Raw genomic sequence first — 20649 nt, forward strand, 5'->3', positions numbered from 1 at the left:
AGGTTTCCGTCAAAGCACTTCGCTGGCGAAGTCAGCCAGCCGTGAACGTTCGCCGCGCGCCAGCGTGATGTGGCCGCCGTGTGGCCAGCCCTTGAAGCGGTCCACGGCATACGTCAGACCCGAGGAGCCTTCGGTGAGGTAGGGCGTGTCGATCTGTGCGAGGTTGCCCATGCAGATGATCTTGGTGCCCGGGCCGGCGCGGGTGATCAGGGTCTTCATCTGCTTGGGCGTGAGGTTCTGCGCCTCGTCGATGATGACGTACTTGTTCATGAACGTGCGGCCCCGCATGAAGTTCATGCTCTTGACCTTGATGCGGCTGCGGATCAGCTCGTTGGTGGCGGCACGCCCCCATTCCCCTGCGCCGCCGGCATCGCCCTTGGCCAGAAACTCCAGGTTGTCGTCGAGCGCGCCCATCCATGGGCCCATCTTCTCTTCTTCGGTGCCGGGGAGGAAGCCGATGTCCTCGCCCACACTCACCGTAGCGCGGGTCATGATGATCTCGGTGTATCGGCGGTCGTCCAGCACCTGTGTGAGGCCGGACGCCAGCGCCATCAGCGTCTTGCCGGTACCGGCGGTGCCCGCCAGGGTGACGAAGTCGATCTCCGGATCCATCAGCAGGTTGAGCGCGAAGTTCTGTTCGCGGTTGCGGCTGGTCACGCCCCAAATGGCGTTTTTGAGGTGCGTGTAGTCCTTGAGGGTCTTGAGAACAGCGGTCTTGTCGCGGATCTCGGTGACCCGCGCGTAGAGTGACGGCTCGCCCGGCGCCTCGAAGTAAACGAACTGGTTGATGTGGAACTGCGTGACCGCCGGCCCGCTGACGCGGTAGAAAGTGTGGCTGCCGCTCTGCCAGCTCTCGATCGTCTTGCTCTGGCGGGTCCAGAAGTCCTGCGGCAGCGCCAAGGCGCCTGAGTACAGCAACTCGCCGTCGTCCAGCGTTTTGTCGTTCTGATAGTCGTCTGCGGCCAGTCCAAGGGCGCGGGCTTTGACGCGCATGTTGATGTCCTTGGACACCAGGATGACTTCTCGCTGCGGGTGCTTGTCGCGCAGCGCCTGCACAACCCCCAGGATCTGGTTGTCGGCCTTGCCTTGAGGGAGGCTGGTCGGCAGCTGGGCGTCCAGCGGCTCGGTCTGGAAGAACAGCAGTCCCCGGGCGGAGGTGTTGCCTGTGGCTGACAGCTTCAGACCCTTGGTCATGTCGCCGCCCGCCTGGGCGGCGAGCGCGTCCAGTGTGCGGCTGGTCTGGCGGCCGTTGCGGGCCACCTCGGTCATGCCTTTCTTGTGCCCGTCCAACTCCTCCAGCACGATCATCGGCAGAAAGATGTCGTGTTCCTCGAAACGGAACAGACTCATCGGGTCGTGCAGCAGCACGTTGGTGTCCAGTACAAACAGTCTGGCAGGACCGCTGGAAGCTGCGGTCCTGGCCGACCGGCGCCGAACGGGCTCCACCGGTGCAGTGGATGTCGTGACAGGCGGTTTTTCCGTGTCCGTCGCAGGCGGAGCCGACGCCAGCGCCTCGGGCACCACCGAACGCGGGGCCACAGTGGGACTGGTGCTCACTGCCTTTGCCTTTTTCCTGGCACCCACGGTGGGCGTCGCGGGCGCGGGCTGCTTTATCTGGCGGGGCTCCCTGTGCAGGGAGGGTGCAGGGGCAGACGCCGGGAACTCGTCATCAAAGCTGTCGTCGCTCGACTTCAGGTTGTAGGCCTCGGGAGCGAGCAGGGCGGCACGTTTGGAGGGGGCAGGAGGCAGTGGCATGTGGGCGGAGTTTCAGCGCGGTCCGGAAAACGAAAAAGCCGCCAGGAAAACCGGGCGGCTTTGCTTGAGGCAAGGCAATGGGAAAGACGTGTGTTCAATCGGTCTGACCTGGGTCATGAACCCATTATGCACGACTGAAATGTCACTCCCGAAAGGGGCTCAGGCGGCCTTTTTCAGGGTCTTGACTGCCTTCAGCACTTCTTCCACGTGGCCGGGAACCTTCAGGCCGCGCCACTCCTGCTTCAGAACGCCATCGGCACCGATGAGGAAGGTGCTGCGCTCAATGCCCTTGACCTTTTTGCCATACATGATCTTGTTCTTGACCACACCGAACATATGGCACATCTTCTCTTCCGTGTCGGCGATCAGCTCGAACGGCAGTTCCAGCTTGGCCTTGAAATCGTCGTGCGACTTCATGTTGTCGCGGGAGACGCCGAACACCTGTGCGCCTGCCTTGACGAAATCCTTGTACTTGTCGCGGAACTGCATGGCCTCGGTGGTGCACCCGGGTGTGTTGTCCTTGGGGTAAAAATAAAGAACCACCGTCTGGCCCACATGCGACTGGTTGCTGACCTTGATGCCGCCGGTGGCCATGGCTTCAAATTCGGGAATGGGTTTGTTGACAACGACTGCCATGCTGCGTGGACCCCTGACGTAGGTTGGTGGAGATGCGTTGGTCTTCCCGCCGCCCTCCCTGGGCGACAGCCGCTCTCGGTCGGCTGAGGGAAAACAATCGGCTATTTTACCCCGAACGGGGAAATCAGGCGTCGGCTTCGATCAGCAGGGCCGCTACCACACGCCGGCCTTCACCCGCGAGGATGTTGAAGGTGCGGCACGCGGCAGGGGTGTCCATGGTCTCGACGCCAATGCGTCGTTCGATGAGGGGGCGCAGCAAGGCGGGGGCCACAAAACGAAGCTTGTTGCCGGACCCCAGCAGCACCAGTTCAGGGGGAGGACCGTCGTCCCCGATGAGGTCCGAAAAATGGACAGAGGTCAGTTCTTCAAGGCGTTCGACGCCCCAGGGGCGCACAGTGCCTGAGGCCAGCAGCACCACACTGGTGCTGTAGCGCTCGCCGTTGACCGCTACCCACCCCTTGCCGTGAGCGGTTACGGACAGCTGGTCAGGCTTGTCGGCATGAAGTTTCATCGGTAAGGGAGCGCCCGGGCGCGCGGTTGGGGCGCAGTAGAACTGTGGTCAAATTATGGGTTTTCCCCGCAGGGCCTGCGATCTTAGCGCGCGCCTGGGGCGCCACCGCCACCCTTTGCCTCACCCGTCCGGAGGGACTTTGAAACCGATCCAGAAATCCGCCAAGCTGGCCAATGTGCTCTACGACGTTCGGGGCCCGATCGTTGACGCGGCCAAGCAGATGGAGGACGAGGGCCAGAAGATCATCAAGTTGAACATCGGCAATCTCGCGCCGTTCGGTTTTGACGCCCCCGAAGAGATCCAGCAGGACATGATCCGCAATCTGCCGAACTCGGCGGGTTATTCGGACAGCAAGGGCATTTTTGCGGCGCGCAAGGCGGTGATGCACTACACCCAGCAGCAGGGTGTGGAGGGCGTGACGCTGGAGGACATCTACCTGGGTAACGGCGCCAGCGAGCTGATCGTGATGGCGGCCAATGCACTGCTCGACAACGGAGACGAACTGCTGGTGCCTTCCCCAGACTACCCTCTATGGACCGCGGCGACCAGCCTCTCGGGTGGAACTCCGGTGCATTACCGCTGCGACGAGGACAACGGCTGGCAGCCGGACCTGGCCGACATGCGGGCGAAGATCACGCCGCGCACCAAGGGCATCGTGGTCATCAACCCGAACAACCCGACCGGCGTGCTCTACAGCGACGAGTTGCTCAAAGGCATCGTGGCGCTGGCGCGCGAGTTCGGCCTGGTGCTGCTGGCCGACGAGGTTTACGACAAAGTGCTGTACGAGGGCGTGAAGCACACGGCGATGGCCAGCCTGTCGACCGATGTGCTGACTCTGACCTTCAACTCGCTGTCCAAGGCCTATCGCTCCTGCGGCTACCGTGCTGGCTGGATGGTGCTGTCAGGGCCCAAGGAGATAGCGAAGGACTTCATCGAAGGTCTGAACATGCTGGCCAACCTGAAGCTCGGCTCCAACGTGCCGGGCCAGTGGGCGATCCAGACCGCGCTGGGTGGTTATCAGAGCATCAACGACCTGGTCAAGGAAGGCGGGCGCCTGCGCCGCCAGCGTGACCTCGCTTATGAGCTCATCACGGCGATCCCGGGTGTGAGCTGTGTCAAGCCGCAAGCGGCGCTGTACATGTTCCCTCGGCTGGATCCCAAGGTCTATCCGATCGAGGACGACCGCCAGTTTTTCATGGAGGTGCTGCGGGCGACCCGCGTGATGCTGGTGCAGGGTTCGGGTTTCAACTACCCGGACAACCAGCATTTCCGCATCGTGTTCCTGCCTCACGAAGATGATCTGCGCGAGGCCATCAACCGCCTGGCCAGGTTCCTGGAGCAGTGGCGCCATCGCCATGGCACAGGCGGCTGAGCATTAATGGCGCCGGGCGATGTCATCAATGCCCGAGCAGCCGGCTGTCAATATCGGACAGGGCGGACAGCGCCCGAGTTTTTGTTGGAAATGAGTCAAGCATGAAACCCATCCAAGTAGGCCTGCTGGGCATCGGCACCGTGGGCAGCGGCACGTTCAACGTGCTCCAGCGCAACCAGGAAGAGATCCAGCGCCGCGCCGGCCGCGGCATTGAAATCACCATGGTGGCCGACCTGGACGTGGCGCGTGCCCAGTCCATCGTCGGGCCCGATGTGAAGGTGGTGAACGACGCCCGCCAGGTGATCGCCAATCCCGAGATCGACATCGTCATCGAACTGATCGGCGGGTACGGCATCGCCAAGGCCCTGGTGCTCGAAGCGATTGCGGCTGGCAAGCATGTGGTCACCGCGAACAAGGCGCTGCTGGCCGTGCACGGCACCGAGATCTTCGCCGCCGCGTCGGCCAAGGGCGTGATGGTGGCGTTTGAAGCCGCCGTGGCCGGTGGCATTCCCATCATCAAGGCGCTGCGCGAAGGCCTGACCGCCAACCGCATCCAGTGGATCGCCGGCATCATCAACGGCACGACGAACTTCATCCTGTCCGAGATGCGCGACAAGGGTCTGGACTTCGACGTGGTGCTGAAAGAAGCGCAGCGCCTGGGTTACGCCGAGGCCGACCCGACCTTCGACATCGAGGGCGTGGACGCGGCGCACAAGGCGACGCTGATGAGCGCGATCGCCTTCGGCATTCCGGTGCAGTTCGACAAGGCCTATGTGGAAGGCATCACCAAGCTGGGCGCTGCCGACATCCGCTACGCCGAGCAGCTGGGCTACCGCATCAAGCTGCTGGGCATCACCAAGCGCACGGCACACGGCGTGGAGCTGCGCGTGCACCCCAGCCTGGTGCCGGCCAAGCGCCTGATTGCCAATGTGGAGGGCGCGATGAACGCGGTGGTGGTGCACGGCGACGCCGTGGGCACCACGCTGTACTACGGCAAGGGCGCCGGCAGCGAGCCGACCGCCTCGGCCGTGATCGCCGACCTGGTGGACATCACCCGCCTGCACACCGCCGACCCGCTCAACCGCGTGCCGCACCTGGCCTTTCAGCCCGACGCCATGAGCGATGTTGCTGTGCTGCCAATGAGCGAGGTGGTGACGAGCTATTACCTTCGACTGCGCGTGGCCGACGAGGCCGGCGTGCTGGCCCAGGTGACCGGCCTGCTGGCCGGCGCGGGCGTGAGCATCGACGCGGTGCTGCAGCGCGAGGCCGACGAAGTGGGCGGCGAGGGCGCCACCTCAACCGACCTGATCATCCTGACGCACGACACGCGCGAAGGCACGATGAACGACGTGATCGCGCAGATGCAGGGTCTGCCGTCCGTTCTCGCGCCCATCACCCGCATCCGCAAGGAAGAGCTGAACTGAGATGCTGTACCTGTCGACCCGCGGCCACCTGGACCGCAAGCGCTTCTGCGAAATCCTGCTCGAGGGCCTCGCGCCGGACGGCGGCCTGTACCTGCCCGAGGCCTATCCGCAGGTCGATGCGGCCACGCTGACGCGCTGGCGCGCCGTGCTGGCGGAGCAGGGCTACGCCGCGCTGGCGTTCGAGGTGCTGTCGCTCTACATCGACGACATCCCGGCCGCCGACCTGAAGGCCCTGTGCGCCAGGACCTACACGGCCGAGGTGTTCGGCACGAAGGAAATCGTGCCGCTGACGAAGTTGGAAGATGGCCTGCAGCTCGAAGCCCTGTCCAACGGTCCGACGTTGGCCTTCAAGGACATGGCCATGCAGCTGCTGGGCAACCTGTTCGAGTACGAACTGGCGCGCCGTGGTGAGCAGCTCAACATCCTGGGCGCGACATCGGGTGACACCGGCAGCGCGGCCGAGTACGCCATGCGCGGCAAGCAGGGTGTGCGCGTGTTCATGCTCAGCCCGCACGGCCGCATGAGCCCGTTCCAGCAGGCACAGATGTTCAGCCTGATGGATCCGAACATCCACAACATCGCCATCGAAGGCGTGTTCGACGACTGCCAGGACATCGTCAAGGCCGTGTCCAACGACCTGGACTTCAAGCGCAAGTACAAGATCGGCACCGTCAACTCGATCAACTGGGCGCGCCTGTTGGCCCAGGTGGTCTATTACTTTGCGGGCTATTTCTACGCAACCAAGTCCAACGACGAAAAGGTGAGCTTTGCCGTGCCCTCGGGCAATTTCGGCAACGTTTGCGCCGGCCATGTGGCGCGCCAGATGGGCCTGCCGATCCGCCGTCTGATCGTGGCGACCAACGAGAACGACGTGCTCGACGAGTTCTTCCGCACCGGTACCTACCGCGTGCGCGGCAGCGCCGACACCTACGAGACTTCCAGCCCGTCGATGGACATCTCAAAGGCGAGCAACTTCGAGCGCTTCGTGTTCGACCTGCTGGGACGGGACGCCATGCGCACGAAGCATCTGTTCGACGACGAACTGCGCCTGCACGGCCGCTTCGATCTGGGGGCCGACCCGCTGTTCGCACAATCCGCTACGCAATACGGTTTCGCCAGCGGCAAGAGCACGCATGCGAACCGCCTGGCGACCATCAAGTCCACCTTCGAGCAGCACGGCGTGATGATCGACACCCACACCGCCGACGGCGTGAAGGTGGCGCGTGAGCTGCGCCAGGCCGGCGAGCACGTGGTGGTGCTGGAAACCGCGCTGCCGATCAAGTTCGCCGAGACCATCCGCGAAGCCCTGGGGCGTGACCCGGCGCGCCCGGCCAAGTTCGACGGCATCGAGGCCTTGCCCAAGCGGGTGCAGGTGATGGGCGCGGACGCGGTGGCGGTCAAGCGCTACATCACGGACCACTGCCCGGTCTGACCAGCCGGCCCAGCAGGACCCATGAAGGTCGTCGGCTTCGCAGGATCGTCCGGTTCGGGCAAGACCACGCTGATCGAACGCCTGATCCCGGTGCTCAAGGCGCGGGGATTGCGTGTGTCGGTCATGAAGCACGCGCACTGCGGGCTGGAAACCGACCGGCCAGGCAAGGACACCTGGCGCCACCGCGAGGCCGGCGCCTACGAGGTGCTGGCCGCGTCGCCCGAACGGCTGGTGTTGCAGCGCAGCTTCGAGCGGCCGCAGGAGCGGTCGGTGCACGAACTGCTTCCGGCCCTGCACCCGGGCGTGGACTGGGTGCTGGTCGAAGGCTGGCGCGACAGCAACCTGCTCAAGATCGAGGTCTGGCGCGCCGCCACCGGCCAGCCTGTGCGCTACCCGGACGACCCCTTCGTGACGGCCATCGCGCTGCCACTGGCCGACGCCCTGCCCGAGGACACCCTGCGCCCGCGCCTGGATCTGGACGATCCCGATGCGTTGGCGGCCTGGCTGGTCGACAATGGGGGGCGTTTCGACTACGACCCCGAAGCCTACGTTTGATCCCACAACGTCGGACCTGCCGGCCGGGGCGCTGCCTCCAAAACCATGAACGCTCACCAACCCGCTCGCAAACCGCTGATGGCGCTGGACGCCGCGCTGGCCGATCTGCTCTCGCGCGCGACTCCGCTCGCAGCCACCGAAACCGTGGCCACCGTGCTGGCCGATCGGCGCGTGCTCGCCGAAGACCTTGTGTCGGCGCTGCATGTACCGCCGCAGGACAACTCGTCCATGGACGGCTACGCGGTCCGGTTGGCCGATGTCACCGAAAAAGGCGTGGTGCTGCCGGTGAGTCAGCGCATTCCCGCCGGTCACGCTGCACAGCCGCTGCAATCCGGCACCTGTGCCCGCATCTTCACCGGTGCCCCCGTGCCTCCGGGCGCGGACGCCATCGTTATGCAGGAGGACACCCGCGAGGTCGGCGGCGACTTCCACGCCGTGCACATCGACACCATGCCCGAGCCGGGCCAGTGGATCCGCCGTGCGGGCGAAGACGTGACCCGCGGCGCCGTGGTGCTGGCACGGGGCACGCGCCTCTCAGCCGCCAGCCTGGGGCTGGCCGCGGGCATCGGCGCGGCGCAGCTGCGTGTGGCGGCCAAGCCGCGCGTGGCGCTGTTCTCGACCGGGGATGAACTGGTCATGCCCGGCGAGGTGCCGCCCGAGCAGATGAAGCCCGGCGCCATCTACAACAGCAACCGCTTCTTCCTGCGGGTGCTGCTGGAGCGCCTGGGCTGTGAGGTCAGCGACCTGGGCATCGTGCCCGACCGGCGCGAAGCGACCCTGGCCGCGCTCAAGACCGCCGCCGACCACCACGACCTGATCCTCACCAGCGGCGGCGTGTCGGTGGGTGAAGAGGACCACATCAAACCCGCCGTGCAGCAGCTGGGCAGCCTGGACCTTTGGCAGATCGCCATGAAGCCCGGCAAGCCGTTTGCCTATGGCACGGTGCGCCGCGACGCAGGGGCGGGCGCAGACGCTCGGGGCCATTGCCATTTCATCGGCCTGCCGGGCAACCCGGTGTCGAGTTATGTGACGTTCCTGCTTCTGGTGCGGCCCTTTCTGCTCAAGCTGCAAGGTGCGGCCGAACCGGTCTACCAGCCGGCGTTCGTGACCATGAAGCTGCGCGCCGACTTCGACCTGCCGCGCACCGACAGGCGCCGCGAGTTCCTGCGCGTGTGCCGCAACGCGGAGGGCGGTCTGGACCTGTTCCCCAACCAGAGCTCGGGCGTGCTGACCTCCACCGTGTGGGGCGACGGTCTGGTGGACAACCCCGCCGGCAGCACCATCGCCCGCGGCGACCTCGTGAACTACATTGCCCTCTCGGACCTGCTCGCATGAAGATCCAGCTGCGCTATTTCGCTTCCATCCGCGAAGCCATCGGCTCCGGCAGCGAATCCGTCGAGACCGCTGCGACCACGCTCTCTGAGCTGCGCGACGAACTGATCGCACGCGGTGGTGCGCATGCCGATGCGCTGGCGCGCGGCCGTGCGATGCGTGTGTCGGTCAACCAGACCATGGCCGACGAGTCCGCTGCATTGACCGACGGTGCCGAAGTCGCCTTTTTTCCGCCCGTCACCGGAGGGTGAGCATGAACACCCGCGTCAGCATCCAGACCGAAGACTTCGACCTGTCCACCGAGGTGGCCCGGCTGCGCGCTGGCCACAAGGGCGTGGGCGCGGTCTGCACCTTCGTCGGCACCGTGCGCGACCGCAACGACGGCCAGTCGGTGTCCACGATGGAGCTGGAGCACTACCCGGGCATGACCGAGAAGGCCATTGAAAAGATGATCGACGAGGCCTTCAAGCGCTTCGACATCCTGGGCGCCCGGGTCATCCACCGCGTCGGCCTGCTGCAACCGCTGGACCAGATCGTGCTGGTGGCCGTGACCTCGGCCCATCGCGGCGAGAGTTTCCAGGCCTGCGAGTTCCTGATGGACTACCTCAAGACCCAGGCGCCGTTCTGGAAAAAGGAGCAGACGCCCGAGGGCGCACGCTGGGTGGATGCGCGGGTCAGCGACGACGCGGCGCTGGCCAAATGGGGCATCGCCTCAAGCAATGCCTGACTTTGCGATGTCGATGGCCGCTTCGTTGACCGCTGCCGACGTCGAGGCCATCGAGCGCGCGACGCTCACCGCGGTCGCGCCGGAGCGGGTGGTGGCCCTTGAGGGCTGGCTGCTCCCCCTGGACACCGGCACGGTGGGCCGGGCCCACAGCGCCGTGCCACTGCACCATGACGTCCACGATCCTGCGCTCATCGACGCCATCGCCCAGCGCTACCACGAGGCCGGGTTGCGCCCGGTGTTCCGGTTGCCGGATCTGCCCGCTTTTGACGCCTGGTGGCCCGCGCTCGCGGCCCGGGGCTTCCGGCGCGAGCAACCCACCCTGACCCAGGTCGGTTCGCTGGATGGCCTGCTGACCCTTGCTTCGCACACCGAGGGGGTGTCGCTGGACGCCCGCCCCGATGGCGCGTGGATGGCCATGTTTCTGGGTGAGGGACTGGACCCGGTGGACGGCGCAAGCCGCTCCAAGGCGCTCTCACGCGCCGAAGGCACGCTGTTTGCCAGCCTTCGAGAGGATGGGGAGACCCTGGCCTGCGGCGCCGCCTGTTATGCGCAGGGCTGGCTGAGCATGCATGGGCTGCGCACCGCCGCCCGCCAGCGCGGCAGGGGCTTGGCCGGGCGGCTGATCCGCGCCATGGCGCAGGAGGCGCAGCGGCGCGGCATGGACCGGGCCTTCCTGCAGGTGGATGGGGCCAATGCGCCCGCCTTGGCGCTGTACAGCCGAGCCGGCATGACCTCCGCCTGGTCCTACGCATACTGGAGAGTGGGATAGGCCCCACGTTCCGCCGCTGGCGCGGGTTGCTGCAGATTTGATCGGTGTCAACGCCGCTTGACCCCGGCCGGTGCAAGGTCTTGAAATGAGGGCGGTCAGCGCCACATGCCCGTCAGTTCAAGCATTTCGGAGCATCACCACATGCGTCTCGACAAACTCACCACCAAGTTCCAGGAAGCCCTGGGCGAAGCCCAGAGCTTGGCCCTGGGCAAGGACCACGCCTACATCGAACCGGCCCACCTGCTGCTGGCCATGCTGCGCCAGGCCGACGGGCCCAAGTCGCTGCTGCAGCGCGCGGGCGTCAACGTCCCCGGCCTGACCAAGGCCGTGGAAGAGACGGTCAACCGCCTGCCCGAGGTGCAGGGCCAGGAGCAGGTGCAGCCCGGCCCGGACCTGATCAAGCTGCTGCAGGCCACCGAGAAGGAGGCCATCAAGCGCGGCGACGCCTTCATTGCCAGCGAGCTGTTCCTGCTGGCCGTGGCCGACCAGAAAGGCGAGATCGGCCGCATCGCCAACGAAAACGGCCTCTCGCGCAAGAGCCTGGAAGCCGCCATCGAAGCCGTGCGCGGTGGCCAGAAGATGGATTCGCCCGAGGGCGAGAGCCAGCGCGAGGCGCTCAAGAAGTACACCCTGGACCTGACCGAGCGCGCCCGCCAGGGCAAGCTGGACCCGGTGATCGGCCGCGACGACGAGATCCGCCGCGCCATCCAGGTGCTGCAGCGCCGCAGCAAGAACAACCCGGTGCTGATCGGCGAGCCCGGCGTGGGCAAGACGGCCATCGTCGAGGGCCTCGCGCAGCGCATCGTCAACGGTGAGGTGCCCGAGACCTTGCGCGAAAAGCGCGTACTGGTGCTGGACATGGCGGGGCTGCTGGCCGGCGCCAAGTACCGTGGCGAGTTCGAAGAACGCCTGAAGTCTGTGCTGAAGGAAGTGGCGCAGGACGAGGGCCGCATCATCCTGTTCATCGACGAAATCCACACCATGGTGGGCGCCGGCAAGGCCGAGGGAGCCATCGACGCCGGCAACATGCTCAAACCCGCCCTGGCTCGCGGCGAGCTGCACTGCATCGGCGCGACCACGCTGGACGAATACCGCAAGTACATCGAGAAGGACGCCGCGCTGGAGCGCCGTTTCCAGAAGGTGCTGGTGGACGAGCCGACGGTGGAGCAGACCATCGCGATCCTGCGCGGTCTGCAGGAAAAGTACGAGGTCCACCATGGCGTGGACATCACCGACCCGGCCATCGTGGCCGCGGCCGAGCTGAGCCACCGCTACATCACCGACCGCTTCCTGCCCGACAAGGCCATCGACCTGATCGACGAGGCGGCGGCGAAGATCAAGATCGAGATCGACTCCAAGCCCGAGGTGATGGACAAGCTCGACCGCCGGCTGATCCAGCTCAAGATCGAGCGCGAGGCGATGAAGAAAGAGACCGACGAGGCCTCCCAGAAGCGCCTGGAACTGATCGAGGAAGAGATCGGGCGCCTGCAGAAGGAAGCGGCCGACCTGGAAGAGATCTGGAAGTCCGAAAAGGCCCAGGCTCAGGGCAGCGCCCATGTGCGTGAGGAGATTGAGCGCGTGAAGCTGCAGATCGAGGAGCTCAAGCGCAAGGGTGACTTCAACAAGGTGGCTGAGCTGCAGTACGGCAAGCTCCCCGAGCTGGAAAAGCAGCTCAATGAAGCCCAGGCCAAGGAAGCCGGCAAGGGCGGCGAAGGCGCTGCCCGCCAGCTGCTGCGCACCCAGGTCGGTGCCGAAGAGATCGCCGAGGTGGTCAGCCGCGCCACCGGGATTCCCGTGTCCAAGATGATGCAGGGCGAGCGCGACAAGCTGCTGCAGATGGAGACCAAGCTGCATGAGCGCGTGGTGGGCCAGGACGAGGCGATCTCGGCCGTGGCCAACGCCATCCGCCGCTCGCGCTCGGGCCTGTCCGACCCGAACCGGCCAACCGGTTCCTTCCTGTTCCTGGGTCCTACCGGCGTGGGCAAGACCGAGCTGTGCAAGGCGCTGGCCGGCTTCCTGTTCGACAGCGAGGAGCACCTGGTGCGCGTCGACATGAGCGAGTTCATGGAAAAGCACTCGGTGGCCCGCCTGATCGGCGCGCCGCCGGGCTATGTGGGCTACGAAGAGGGTGGCTACCTGACCGAGGCCGTGCGCCGCAAGCCTTACAGCGTGCTGCTGCTCGACGAGGTGGAAAAGGCCCACCCGGACGTGTTCAACGTGCTGCTGCAGGTGCTGGACGACGGGCGCCTGACCGACGGCCAGGGCCGCACCGTGGACTTCAAGAACACGGTGATCGTGATGACCAGCAACATTGGCTCGCACCTGATCCAGGCCATGGTGGGCGACAGTTACGAAGACATCAAGGATGCGGTCTGGGGCGAACTCAAGAACCACTTCCGACCCGAGTTCCTCAACCGCATCGACGAGACGGTGGTGTTCCACGGGCTCGACGCCAAGCACATCGAAGCCATTGCGGGCATCCAGCTCAAGGCGCTGCAGGCCCGCCTGCAGAAGATGGACCTGCGGCTGGAGGTGTCGCCGGCGGCGCTGGGCGAGCTGGCCAAGGTCGGTTTCGATCCGGTGTTCGGTGCCCGCCCGCTCAAGCGAGCCATCCAGCAGCGCATCGAGAACCCGCTCTCCAGGCTGCTGCTGGAGGGCCGGTACCCGCCCAAGTCGGTCATTCCGGTGGGGGTGGACCCGGTGCGCAACCCGGGGGTGTTCGAGTTTGCGGACGCGATGCCACTGGACTGAGTCCCCTCTGCATTCATAAACGCCATCCCGTTTCTGGAGTGGCGTTTTTTTTTTGGATGGGGCTCGCCCTGTCGGCATGTGCCGGTCGATACACATTTTGTTGCTGTTTGGTGTTAACTTTCCCTTCCGGGGCTGCGGGCGCAGTTCTGAGAGCGACAGCACTGAAAGGGCCTATCACATGTATTCGATCAAACACAAGAATGCCTCCCTGGCGGCACCGCGACGCCACTTCCTCAGGATGGTAGGCGCAGGCATGGGTGCCATGACCCTGACCCTGGTGGGGTGTGGTGGTGGAGAGGGGGCCGCTCCCGTGGCACGCCTAGACAGCACTTCGTGCGTGGCCACGGTCTGGGATCTGGTGGACACCCAGTCCGAAAAAGTCGGTACGGTGACGGTGTCCAACACCGCGACCGATCTGGTCGTCGCCTACACGCTGTTCAAGCTGGGGGCCACGTTCGGTAGCCTGCACATGTGGGCGGGAAAGGACTTCAGCACCCTCAGCGGTGGCGGCACGTCGTTCCCCCTGGTTGGACAGCTGCCGCACCAGGCCGATGCGACTGGGCTGACCACCCACACCTTCACCATTCCGCTCGGTTCGCTGGGCATCACCACGTGTGAACCTGTCAGTCTCTATGTCGTGACGCATGCCGATATCCGCAACACCGACGGCTCGACGGACACTGCCTTCGGTGGTCCGACAGCAGGTCCCGGCGATGCCTTGTGGTACTACGGCACCTACAACCTGTGCTGCGACACCGTCGAGCCGCCCCCGCAGGACTACCGCGAGGAAACGGCCTATGCCAAGGGCAGCAACACCTTCGTCGATCTGAAGATCGGGAAGAACTGGGGGTGGGCGATCGAACTGAAGACACCGGGAACGTCCAGCTACGACATCTGGGCCGGTGCTGGCCAGAACGACATTGCCAAGGGAACCAGGGTCGGTACCCTGACCGTGGACTGGAACGGTAGCCAGGCGACGTTGACCTATGCGCTCACCGGCGGTGCACTCATGTCCGAGGCCCACGTGTACGCGGGCGACCGGCGCCCGACCACCACAGCGCCAGGCACGTATGGCAACACGTTCAGTTTCGACCCCTGGACGAGCACGCACTCGGTCACCCTGCCACTGGCAGATTCGGGGGATGCAGACGGCGTGTGGTTGGTCGCCCATGCCGTGGTGAACATCCCGGTCTGACCGGTTACCGCGGCCTGCAGCGGTGCCGGCGGGCCTGGTTTTTCTTTGCCAGGGTTCCCTGGGGAGTTGCCACTACAAGCGCTGGCGCATCGGGCTACCATGTCAAGATGACCCTGACGCCCCCCGACCTCCCTTTGCGCGCGCTGTTCGATGCGCAGTTCCACGCCAGCCGCGCGCAGATCGACGTGCCGCTGGCGCTGCGTCTGGATCGCCTGCGCCGCATCCGGGCCCTGATCGACACCCACGGTGCGGCCCTGGCCGAGGCGGTGCAGGCCGATTTCGGCGTGCGCTCGACCCGGCTGACCGAGGTGGCCGACTTCTTCGTGCTGCGTGCGCTGTTGGGCGACCTGGAGCGCCACACGGGTGTCTGGATGAAGACGCGCCGGGTGCGCACGCCGGTCTATCTGCAGCCCGCCACGGGCCATATCCAGCGCCAGCCGCTGGGGGTGGTCGGCGTCATTGGCCCCTGGAACTACCCGCTGCAGCTGACCTTGGGCCCGACCGCCACTGCGCTGGCAGCGGGCAACCGCGTCATGCTTAAGCCCAGCGAGCTCACGCCGCACAGTTCGGCCCTTCTGGCCACCCTGCTGCAACAGGCATTCGCGGCCGACGAGGTGTGCGTGGCACTGGGAGGGCCGGATCTGGCGCACGAGTTCGCCAGCCTGCCGTTCGACCACCTGTTCTTCACCGGCTCCACCGCCGTCGGCCGCAAGGTGGCGGCGGCGGCCGCGGCCAACCTGACGCCGACCACGCTGGAGCTGGGGGGCAAGTCACCCTGCATCATCGACGGTTCGGCCGATCTGGATGCGGTGGCCATCAAGATCGCCCACGGCAAGCTGCTCAACGCCGGCCAGACCTGCATCGCACCCGACTACGTGTTGCTGCCCCAGGGGCGCGAGGCCGAGTTCGAGCGCGCCTTCGCCGCCGCTGTGGCCCGGCTGTTCCCGGGCGGCGCCGCGCACCCGGATTTCGCCAGCATCGTCAGCGATCGCCACCATGCGCGGTTGCAGGCGCTGGTGGAAGAAGCCCGGGGCCAGGGGGCGCGCGTGGTGGAACTGGCGCCCCGCAGCGGATCGGGGCATGTGCGACAGATGACGCCGGTGCTGGTGTTCCAGCCGCCACCCTCAGCGCGCCTGATGCGCGAGGAAATCTTCGGCCCGGTGCTGCCGGTGATCGGTTACGGCACGCTGGACGAGGCCATTGCCACTGTGAACGCCGGGCCCCGGCCGCTGGCGCTCTACTGGTTCGGTCGGGATCGCTCGTCGCGCGAGAAGGTGCTGCGCGGCACGGTGAGTGGTGGCGTCACGGTCAACGACACACTGCTGCACATCGCTCACGAAAACCTGCCGTTCGGCGGGGTAGGGGAGAGCGGCTGGGGCGCCTACCACGGCGAAACCGGCTTCCTGCGCTTCACGCAGCAGAAGCCGGTGCTGGTGCAGTCGCGCTGGGCGGCGGCCAGCTTGTTCTACCCGCCGTACGGCGCCACCTTCGACCGGGTGATGGGACTGCTCAGGCGCTGGCTCTGAGCCTCGCCGCTCAGGCGTTGTCGCTGTCGCCGTAGAGCATCAGTGGCACTGGCTGAAGATATCCCTGCTGCTGCAAACCCTGCGCAAGATCGCTCACGTCCCCGCCCAACAGCGCCGACAGCTCGCGCTCGCTGCGGCGTCCGTTGGCCATGAGCAGCAGGCTGTGGGCGCGGCGGCCGATCAGGTCGGGGCGTGACAGAGCGTCCCAGGCCTTTGGTGTCTTGGCAATGCGTTGTGGTGCGTTCATTGTGTTCCCCTGCAGGCGCGTCTTGTGTGTGTGCGAGTCGAGCAAGATACGGGCCCGGTGTGACAAGGCTGTGACGCCCAGGGCCGCACCGCCAGCGGGCGTTATGCTCGCCCGCGAGACACACGGAGCACCGCGATGAAGCCTTCTTCCATCACCATCTTCCACAACCCCCAGTGCAGCACCTCGCGCAACGTGCTGGCCGCGATTCGCGAGACCGGGGCCGAGCCGGAGGTGATCGACTATCTCAAGCAGCCGTACACCCAGGAGCAGCTGGCCGGACTGCTTCAGGCCATGGGCATGAGCGCTGGCGAACTGCTGCGCCGCAAGGGTGATCTCTACGCCGGGCTGGCCGAGGCAAAGCCGGACCGCAGCGACGCCGAGTGGCTGGACCTGATGGTGCAATACCCGGTGCTGGTGGAGCGGCCGATCGTGGTCACGCCCCGCGGCACCGTACTCTGCCGCCCCAAGGAGCGTCTGCGGGACGTGCTCTGATCAGGCCGGCCCAGCGACCGGCGGACCGAAGCGCGAAGGCGGCTGGCCCAGGGCGGCGCGGAACATCGCGCTGAAAGCGCTGTCGCTGGCATAGCCGCTGGCGGCCGCCACCTGGCTCACCGGCACGCCCCGGGCCAGCATCGGCAGCGCGTGCGCCAGCACCACCTGCTGGCGCCAGCGCTGAAAGCCCGTGCCCAGCTCTTCCCGGAACAGCCGCGCCAAGGTGCGCTCGCTGGCGCCGCTGTGGGCCGCCCAGCCGGCCAGCGTGGCGTGCTGCGCAGGCGCATTGAGCACCGCTTCACACAGGGCCCGCAGGCGCCGGTCGCCACGCTGTGGATCGGGCATGGGCACGCCCAATGGCTGGGTGGGCGCGTGCGCCAGCTCGGCCAGAACCAGGGTGGACAGCGCGCGCTGGCGCAGTTCGTCACCGGCGTGGTGCGGCAGCTCCATCCCCAGCACCAGCTCGCGCAGCAGTGGGGAAACCACCAGCACCCGCGAGCGGCGCCAGTCCGGCGTCACCACCGTGGGGTCGATGTAGAGCGTGTAAAGCTGCGACGTCTCCAGCATGCTGACCGCGTGGCGGGCGCCAGGAGGGATCCACACGGCGCGCGACGGCGGCACGATGGTCGTGGTCTCCAGCCCCGAAGCCCGGTCCGGCGCGGCGTCGGCCACCGTGACCTGCAGCAGGCCGCTGGCGCAGTAGGCCAGCTGACCCCAGGGGTGGTGGTGCGGCTCGAACTGGGTGTCGTGGCCCATGGCCCGGGCCCGGCAGCGCACCGGCCGCTCGGGCGAAGGTCGGAAGGGATCGGTGTCGCCGACGGGCACGGCGCGGCGCTCGCGTCTGTTCATGGGAGGCTCCGGGACTTGGCTGAAATTCGATGATAGTTGTCTTCCTATCGCCTATCGGCCGCCTCATCCGCCCGTACCATGCCCCGCATGAACACCGCCACCCTCGACGCCGTACCCCCGCAGGCCAACCCCGTGCCCCTGAAACAGGACGCCTCCGTCATCGGCCTGGTCGGCCTGGCGCATGGCACCTCCCACTTCTCGCACCTGCTGCTGGCGCCGCTGTTCCCCATCTTCATGCGCGACTTCGGCCTGAGCTACTCCGACGTGGGCCTGCTGATGAGCATCTTCTTCGTCATCTCGGGGTCCGGCCAGGCGATGTCCGGTTTCGTGGTCGACCGCATCGGCGCGCGCCCGGTGCTGTTCGCGGCCATCAGTTGCTTTCTGCTGGCGTCGCTGGCCGCGTCCATGGCCACAGGCTACGCGGGCCTGGTGGTCGTGGCGGTGCTGGCGGGCCTGGGCAACGCGCCGTTTCACCCGGCCGACTTCACCATCCTGAACCAGCGTGTCTCGGCGCCGCGGCTGGGCTACGCCTTCAGCGCCCACGGCCTGACCGGCAACCTGGGCTGGGCGCTGGCGCCGGCCTTCCTGGTCGGCATCACGGCGCTCGCCGACTGGCGCACCGCCTACCGCTGCGCCGCGCTGCTGTACGTGGTGGTGCTGGCGCTGCTGTTCTGGCAGCGCGCGAAGCTGCGCACGGAGGTGCATGTGCGCCACGCCGACGCGCCCAAGGGGTCGGACTTGGCGTTCATGAAGCTGCCGGTGGTCTGGTGGTGCTTCGCCTTCTTCCTGCTGTCCACCATGACGCTGGCGGTGGTGCAGAGCTTCGCGCCGTCCATCCTCAAGCAGTTGCACGGGGTCAGTGTGGAGGCCGCCACGCTCACCGTCAGTGCCTACATGCTGTGCGGCGCGCTGGGCATGTTCGTCGGTGGTTTCGTGGCCGCCACCTCCAAACACAGCGACCGCGTCGTGGCCTGGGCGATGACCGCTGGCGCGGTGCTGCTGCTGGTCTGTGCCACGGGTTGGCTCAACGGAACCGGCACCATGGTGGTCCTGGCGGCCACCGGCTTCGCGGTGGGCGTGGGCGGCCCCAGCCGCGACATGATGATCAAGAAGGCCACGCCCAAGGGTGCGACCGGCCGCGTGTACGGCACGGTGTACTCCGGGCTGGACGTCGGCTTTGCGGTGTCGCCGATGATTTTTGGCGTGTTCATGGACCGGGGCTGGTACGCGCTCACGCTGGCCGGTGCGGCGCTGGTGCTGCTGGTGTCCGTCTACGCCGCCATTGGCGTGGGGCGCCGGACCACCCGCTGAGTCTGTGCACAATTCCGGCATGACTACACAACTTGCCGGACACCTGCTCGTCGACTGCCTCATCGCCCAGGGCGTGACCCAGGCCTTCGGCGTGCCGGGCGAAAGTTATCTTGCCGTGCTCGATGGCTTCCACGACCGCGCCGACCGCATCCGCTTCGTGACCAACCGCCAGGAGGGTGGAGCGGCCTTCATGGCCGAGGCCCAGGGCAAGCTGACCGGGCGCCCCGGCATCTGCTTCGTGACCCGCGGCCCGGGAGCCACCAATGCCTCGATCGGGCTGCACACCGCCTACCAGGACTCGACGCCAATGGTGCTGTTCGTCGGCGACGTGGCCAGCGACGCACGCGACCGTGAGGCCTTCCAGGAGGTCGACTACAACGCCTTCTTCGGCCCGAGCACGAAAGGCATGGCCAAGCGTGTGGAACGCATCGACGACCCACGCCGTATCCCGGAGTACGTGGCGCGCGCCTTCTCCACCGCGATGAACGGCCGGCCCGGACCCGTGGTCCTGGTGCTGCCGGAGGACATGCTGACGCAGACGGTGGACGCCGAGCCGCTGCCGCGTGTGGAGCCGGTGCAGGCCTGGGCCGACCCGGGTGCGTTGCGCGAGCTGCGCACGCTGCTGCTGGCGGCCGAGCGGCCGCTGGTGATCGCCGGCGGTGGGGGCTGGACGCCGCAATCCGCCGCCGCGCTGCAGCGTTTTGCCGAGAACTGGCAGCTGCCGGTGGCCAATGCCTTCCGCTTCCAGGACTGCTTCGACAACCACCACCCGCAGTACGCGGGCGATGTCGGCCTGGGCATCAACCCGGCGCTGGCCCGACGCATCCGCGAGAGCGACCTGATCCTGGCCATCGGTCCGCGCCTGGGTGAGGCCACCACGGGTGGCTACACACTGCTGGAGGCGCCGGTGCCGGCGCAGAAGCTGGTGCACATCCATGCCAGTGGCGAAGAGCTGGGCCGGGTCTACCAGCCCACGCTGGCGATCCAGGCCACCATGAACGCGGCGGCGCGTTCGCTGGAAGTGCTGACCGCGCCACCCACACTGCCCTGGTCCGAGTGGACAGCCACCTGCCACGCCGACTACGAGGCCAATGTGGAGGTGAAGAACGGCGGCATCGTGCTGCCCGGCAGCATCGACATGCCGGCCATCGTTCACACACTGCAGAAGCACCTGCCGGCCGATGCGGTGCTCACCAACGGCGCCGGCAACTTCGCCACCTGGCTGCACCGCTTCTACCGCTACCACGGCCTGGTCAAAGGGCACAAGACGCAGCTGGCCCCGACCAACGGCGCCATGGGCTACGGCGTGCCCGCGGGCATCGGCGCGGCCATCCTCACGGGCCGCACCGCCTTCACCATCGCGGGCGATGGCGACTTCCTCATGAACGGGCAGGAACTGGCCACAGCGGTGCAGCACGGCGCGAAGTCCATCATCTTGCTGCTCAACAACGGCACCTACGGCACCATCCGCATGCACCAGGAGCGCGAGTACCCGGCGCGGGTGAGTGGTTCGGACCTGAGGAACCCCGACTTCTGCGCGCTCGCGCAGGCCTATGGCTACGCGGCCGAGCGCATCACCCACACCGGCGAGTTCGAGGCGGCGCTGCAGCGGGCGCTGGCTGCCGAGGGCGGCTCGCTGATCGAAGTGATGCTCGATCCGGAGGTCATCACCACCCGCGGCACCCTTTCGGCGATCCGGAATAAAGCCCGCTGAGCGGGGTGATTTTGTTGCTCTGAAGCAACGGGGCTTGTGAATAGGTCACAG

At 66.6% G+C, this 20649-nt stretch carries 19 protein-coding genes; 14 read left to right on the top strand and 5 right to left on the bottom strand.

Going from position 1 to position 20649, the window contains the following annotated elements:
• Positions 1–9 precede the first annotated feature (9 nt).
• The 3 genes from RCO38_RS06915 to RCO38_RS06925 form a co-directional block, all read right to left on the bottom strand.
• Positions 10–1755, bottom strand: a complete 1746-nt coding sequence (locus tag RCO38_RS06915; RefSeq protein WP_308327576.1) for a PhoH family protein — start codon at positions 1753–1755, stop codon at positions 10–12.
• 159 nt (positions 1756–1914) lie between these two features.
• Positions 1915–2391, bottom strand: coding sequence for a peroxiredoxin (locus tag RCO38_RS06920; RefSeq protein ID WP_066154557.1), 477 nt, complete (start codon positions 2389–2391; stop codon positions 1915–1917).
• Between the two features lie 124 nt (positions 2392–2515).
• Entirely contained in the window at positions 2516–2902 is a 387-nt protein-coding gene (locus RCO38_RS06925; protein WP_308327577.1) for an Mth938-like domain-containing protein, read from the bottom strand.
• Positions 2903–3041: 139 nt separating this feature from the next.
• Here RCO38_RS06925 and RCO38_RS06930 point away from each other — a divergent pair, with 139 nt between their 5' ends.
• The 11 genes from RCO38_RS06930 (at position 3042) to RCO38_RS06980 (ending at position 15985) form a co-directional block, all read left to right on the top strand.
• Positions 3042–4274 (top strand): pyridoxal phosphate-dependent aminotransferase, encoded by a 1233-nt coding sequence (locus RCO38_RS06930; RefSeq protein WP_308327578.1) that lies wholly within the window; start codon positions 3042–3044, stop codon positions 4272–4274.
• 101 nt (positions 4275–4375) lie between these two features.
• Complete coding sequence (locus RCO38_RS06935; protein ID WP_308327579.1) at positions 4376–5698, top strand: homoserine dehydrogenase; 1323 nt, start codon at positions 4376–4378, stop codon at positions 5696–5698.
• Position 5699: 1 nt separating this feature from the next.
• On the top strand, positions 5700–7130 hold the full coding sequence (thrC, locus tag RCO38_RS06940) for a threonine synthase (protein ID WP_308327580.1): 1431 nt from the start codon (positions 5700–5702) through the stop codon (positions 7128–7130).
• A gap of 21 nt (positions 7131–7151) precedes the next feature.
• The gene (gene mobB / locus RCO38_RS06945) at positions 7152–7685 is read left to right on the top strand and encodes a molybdopterin-guanine dinucleotide biosynthesis protein B (RefSeq protein ID WP_308327581.1); all 534 of its coding nucleotides are present in this window, start codon (positions 7152–7154) and stop codon (positions 7683–7685) included.
• A gap of 45 nt (positions 7686–7730) precedes the next feature.
• Positions 7731–9020: a molybdopterin molybdotransferase MoeA gene (locus RCO38_RS06950; RefSeq protein ID WP_308327582.1), complete on the top strand. Its 1290-nt coding sequence runs from the start codon at positions 7731–7733 to the stop codon at positions 9018–9020.
• A complete protein-coding gene (gene moaD, locus RCO38_RS06955) occupies positions 9017–9268 on the top strand; it encodes a molybdopterin converting factor subunit 1 (RefSeq protein ID WP_308327583.1) in 252 nt (83 codons plus the stop codon). The genes RCO38_RS06950 and moaD overlap by 4 nt, the downstream gene beginning before the upstream one ends.
• Positions 9269–9270: 2 nt before the next feature.
• Positions 9271–9744, top strand: a complete 474-nt coding sequence (gene moaE / locus RCO38_RS06960) for a molybdopterin synthase catalytic subunit MoaE (RefSeq protein WP_308327584.1) — start codon at positions 9271–9273, stop codon at positions 9742–9744.
• Positions 9737–10513, top strand: a complete 777-nt coding sequence (locus RCO38_RS06965) for a GNAT family N-acetyltransferase (RefSeq protein WP_308327585.1) — start codon at positions 9737–9739, stop codon at positions 10511–10513. The genes moaE and RCO38_RS06965 overlap by 8 nt, the downstream gene beginning before the upstream one ends.
• A 141-nt stretch (positions 10514–10654) precedes the next feature.
• Positions 10655–13264 carry an ATP-dependent chaperone ClpB gene (gene clpB / locus RCO38_RS06970; RefSeq protein ID WP_308327586.1) on the top strand — a complete coding sequence of 870 codons (2610 nt, stop codon included), beginning with the start codon at positions 10655–10657 and terminating at the stop codon, positions 13262–13264.
• Positions 13265–13526: 262 nt separating this feature from the next.
• Complete coding sequence (locus tag RCO38_RS06975) at positions 13527–14459, top strand: hypothetical protein (protein ID WP_308327587.1); 933 nt, start codon at positions 13527–13529, stop codon at positions 14457–14459.
• A gap of 107 nt (positions 14460–14566) precedes the next feature.
• Entirely contained in the window at positions 14567–15985 is a 1419-nt protein-coding gene (locus tag RCO38_RS06980; RefSeq protein WP_308327588.1) for an aldehyde dehydrogenase family protein, read from the top strand.
• Positions 15986–15995: 10 nt separating this feature from the next.
• Here the strand turns inward: RCO38_RS06980 and RCO38_RS06985 are convergent, their stop codons facing one another.
• Positions 15996–16232 (bottom strand): hypothetical protein, encoded by a 237-nt coding sequence (locus tag RCO38_RS06985; protein ID WP_308327589.1) that lies wholly within the window; start codon positions 16230–16232, stop codon positions 15996–15998.
• A 135-nt stretch (positions 16233–16367) separates the two neighbouring features.
• Between RCO38_RS06985 and arsC the strand changes: the two genes are divergently transcribed.
• The gene (arsC, locus tag RCO38_RS06990; protein ID WP_308327590.1) at positions 16368–16724 is read left to right on the top strand and encodes an arsenate reductase (glutaredoxin); all 357 of its coding nucleotides are present in this window, start codon (positions 16368–16370) and stop codon (positions 16722–16724) included.
• On the opposite strand, the gene RCO38_RS06995 is transcribed toward arsC, so the two are convergent.
• Positions 16725–17573 carry an AraC family transcriptional regulator gene (locus RCO38_RS06995; RefSeq protein ID WP_308327591.1) on the bottom strand — a complete coding sequence of 283 codons (849 nt, stop codon included), beginning with the start codon at positions 17571–17573 and terminating at the stop codon, positions 16725–16727.
• Between the two features lie 87 nt (positions 17574–17660).
• Between RCO38_RS06995 and RCO38_RS07000 the strand changes: the two genes are divergently transcribed.
• Together RCO38_RS07000 and RCO38_RS07005 are read left to right on the top strand one after the other, a co-directional pair.
• On the top strand, positions 17661–18884 hold the full coding sequence (locus RCO38_RS07000; protein ID WP_308327592.1) for an MFS transporter: 1224 nt from the start codon (positions 17661–17663) through the stop codon (positions 18882–18884).
• 19 nt (positions 18885–18903) lie between these two features.
• A complete protein-coding gene (locus RCO38_RS07005) occupies positions 18904–20598 on the top strand; it encodes a thiamine pyrophosphate-binding protein (RefSeq protein WP_308327593.1) in 1695 nt (564 codons plus the stop codon).
• Positions 20599–20649 lie beyond the last annotated feature (51 nt).

This window comes from Hydrogenophaga pseudoflava, from assembly GCF_031020795.1.
Taxonomy (GTDB): Bacteria; Pseudomonadota; Gammaproteobacteria; order Burkholderiales; family Burkholderiaceae_C; genus Hydrogenophaga; species Hydrogenophaga pseudoflava_A.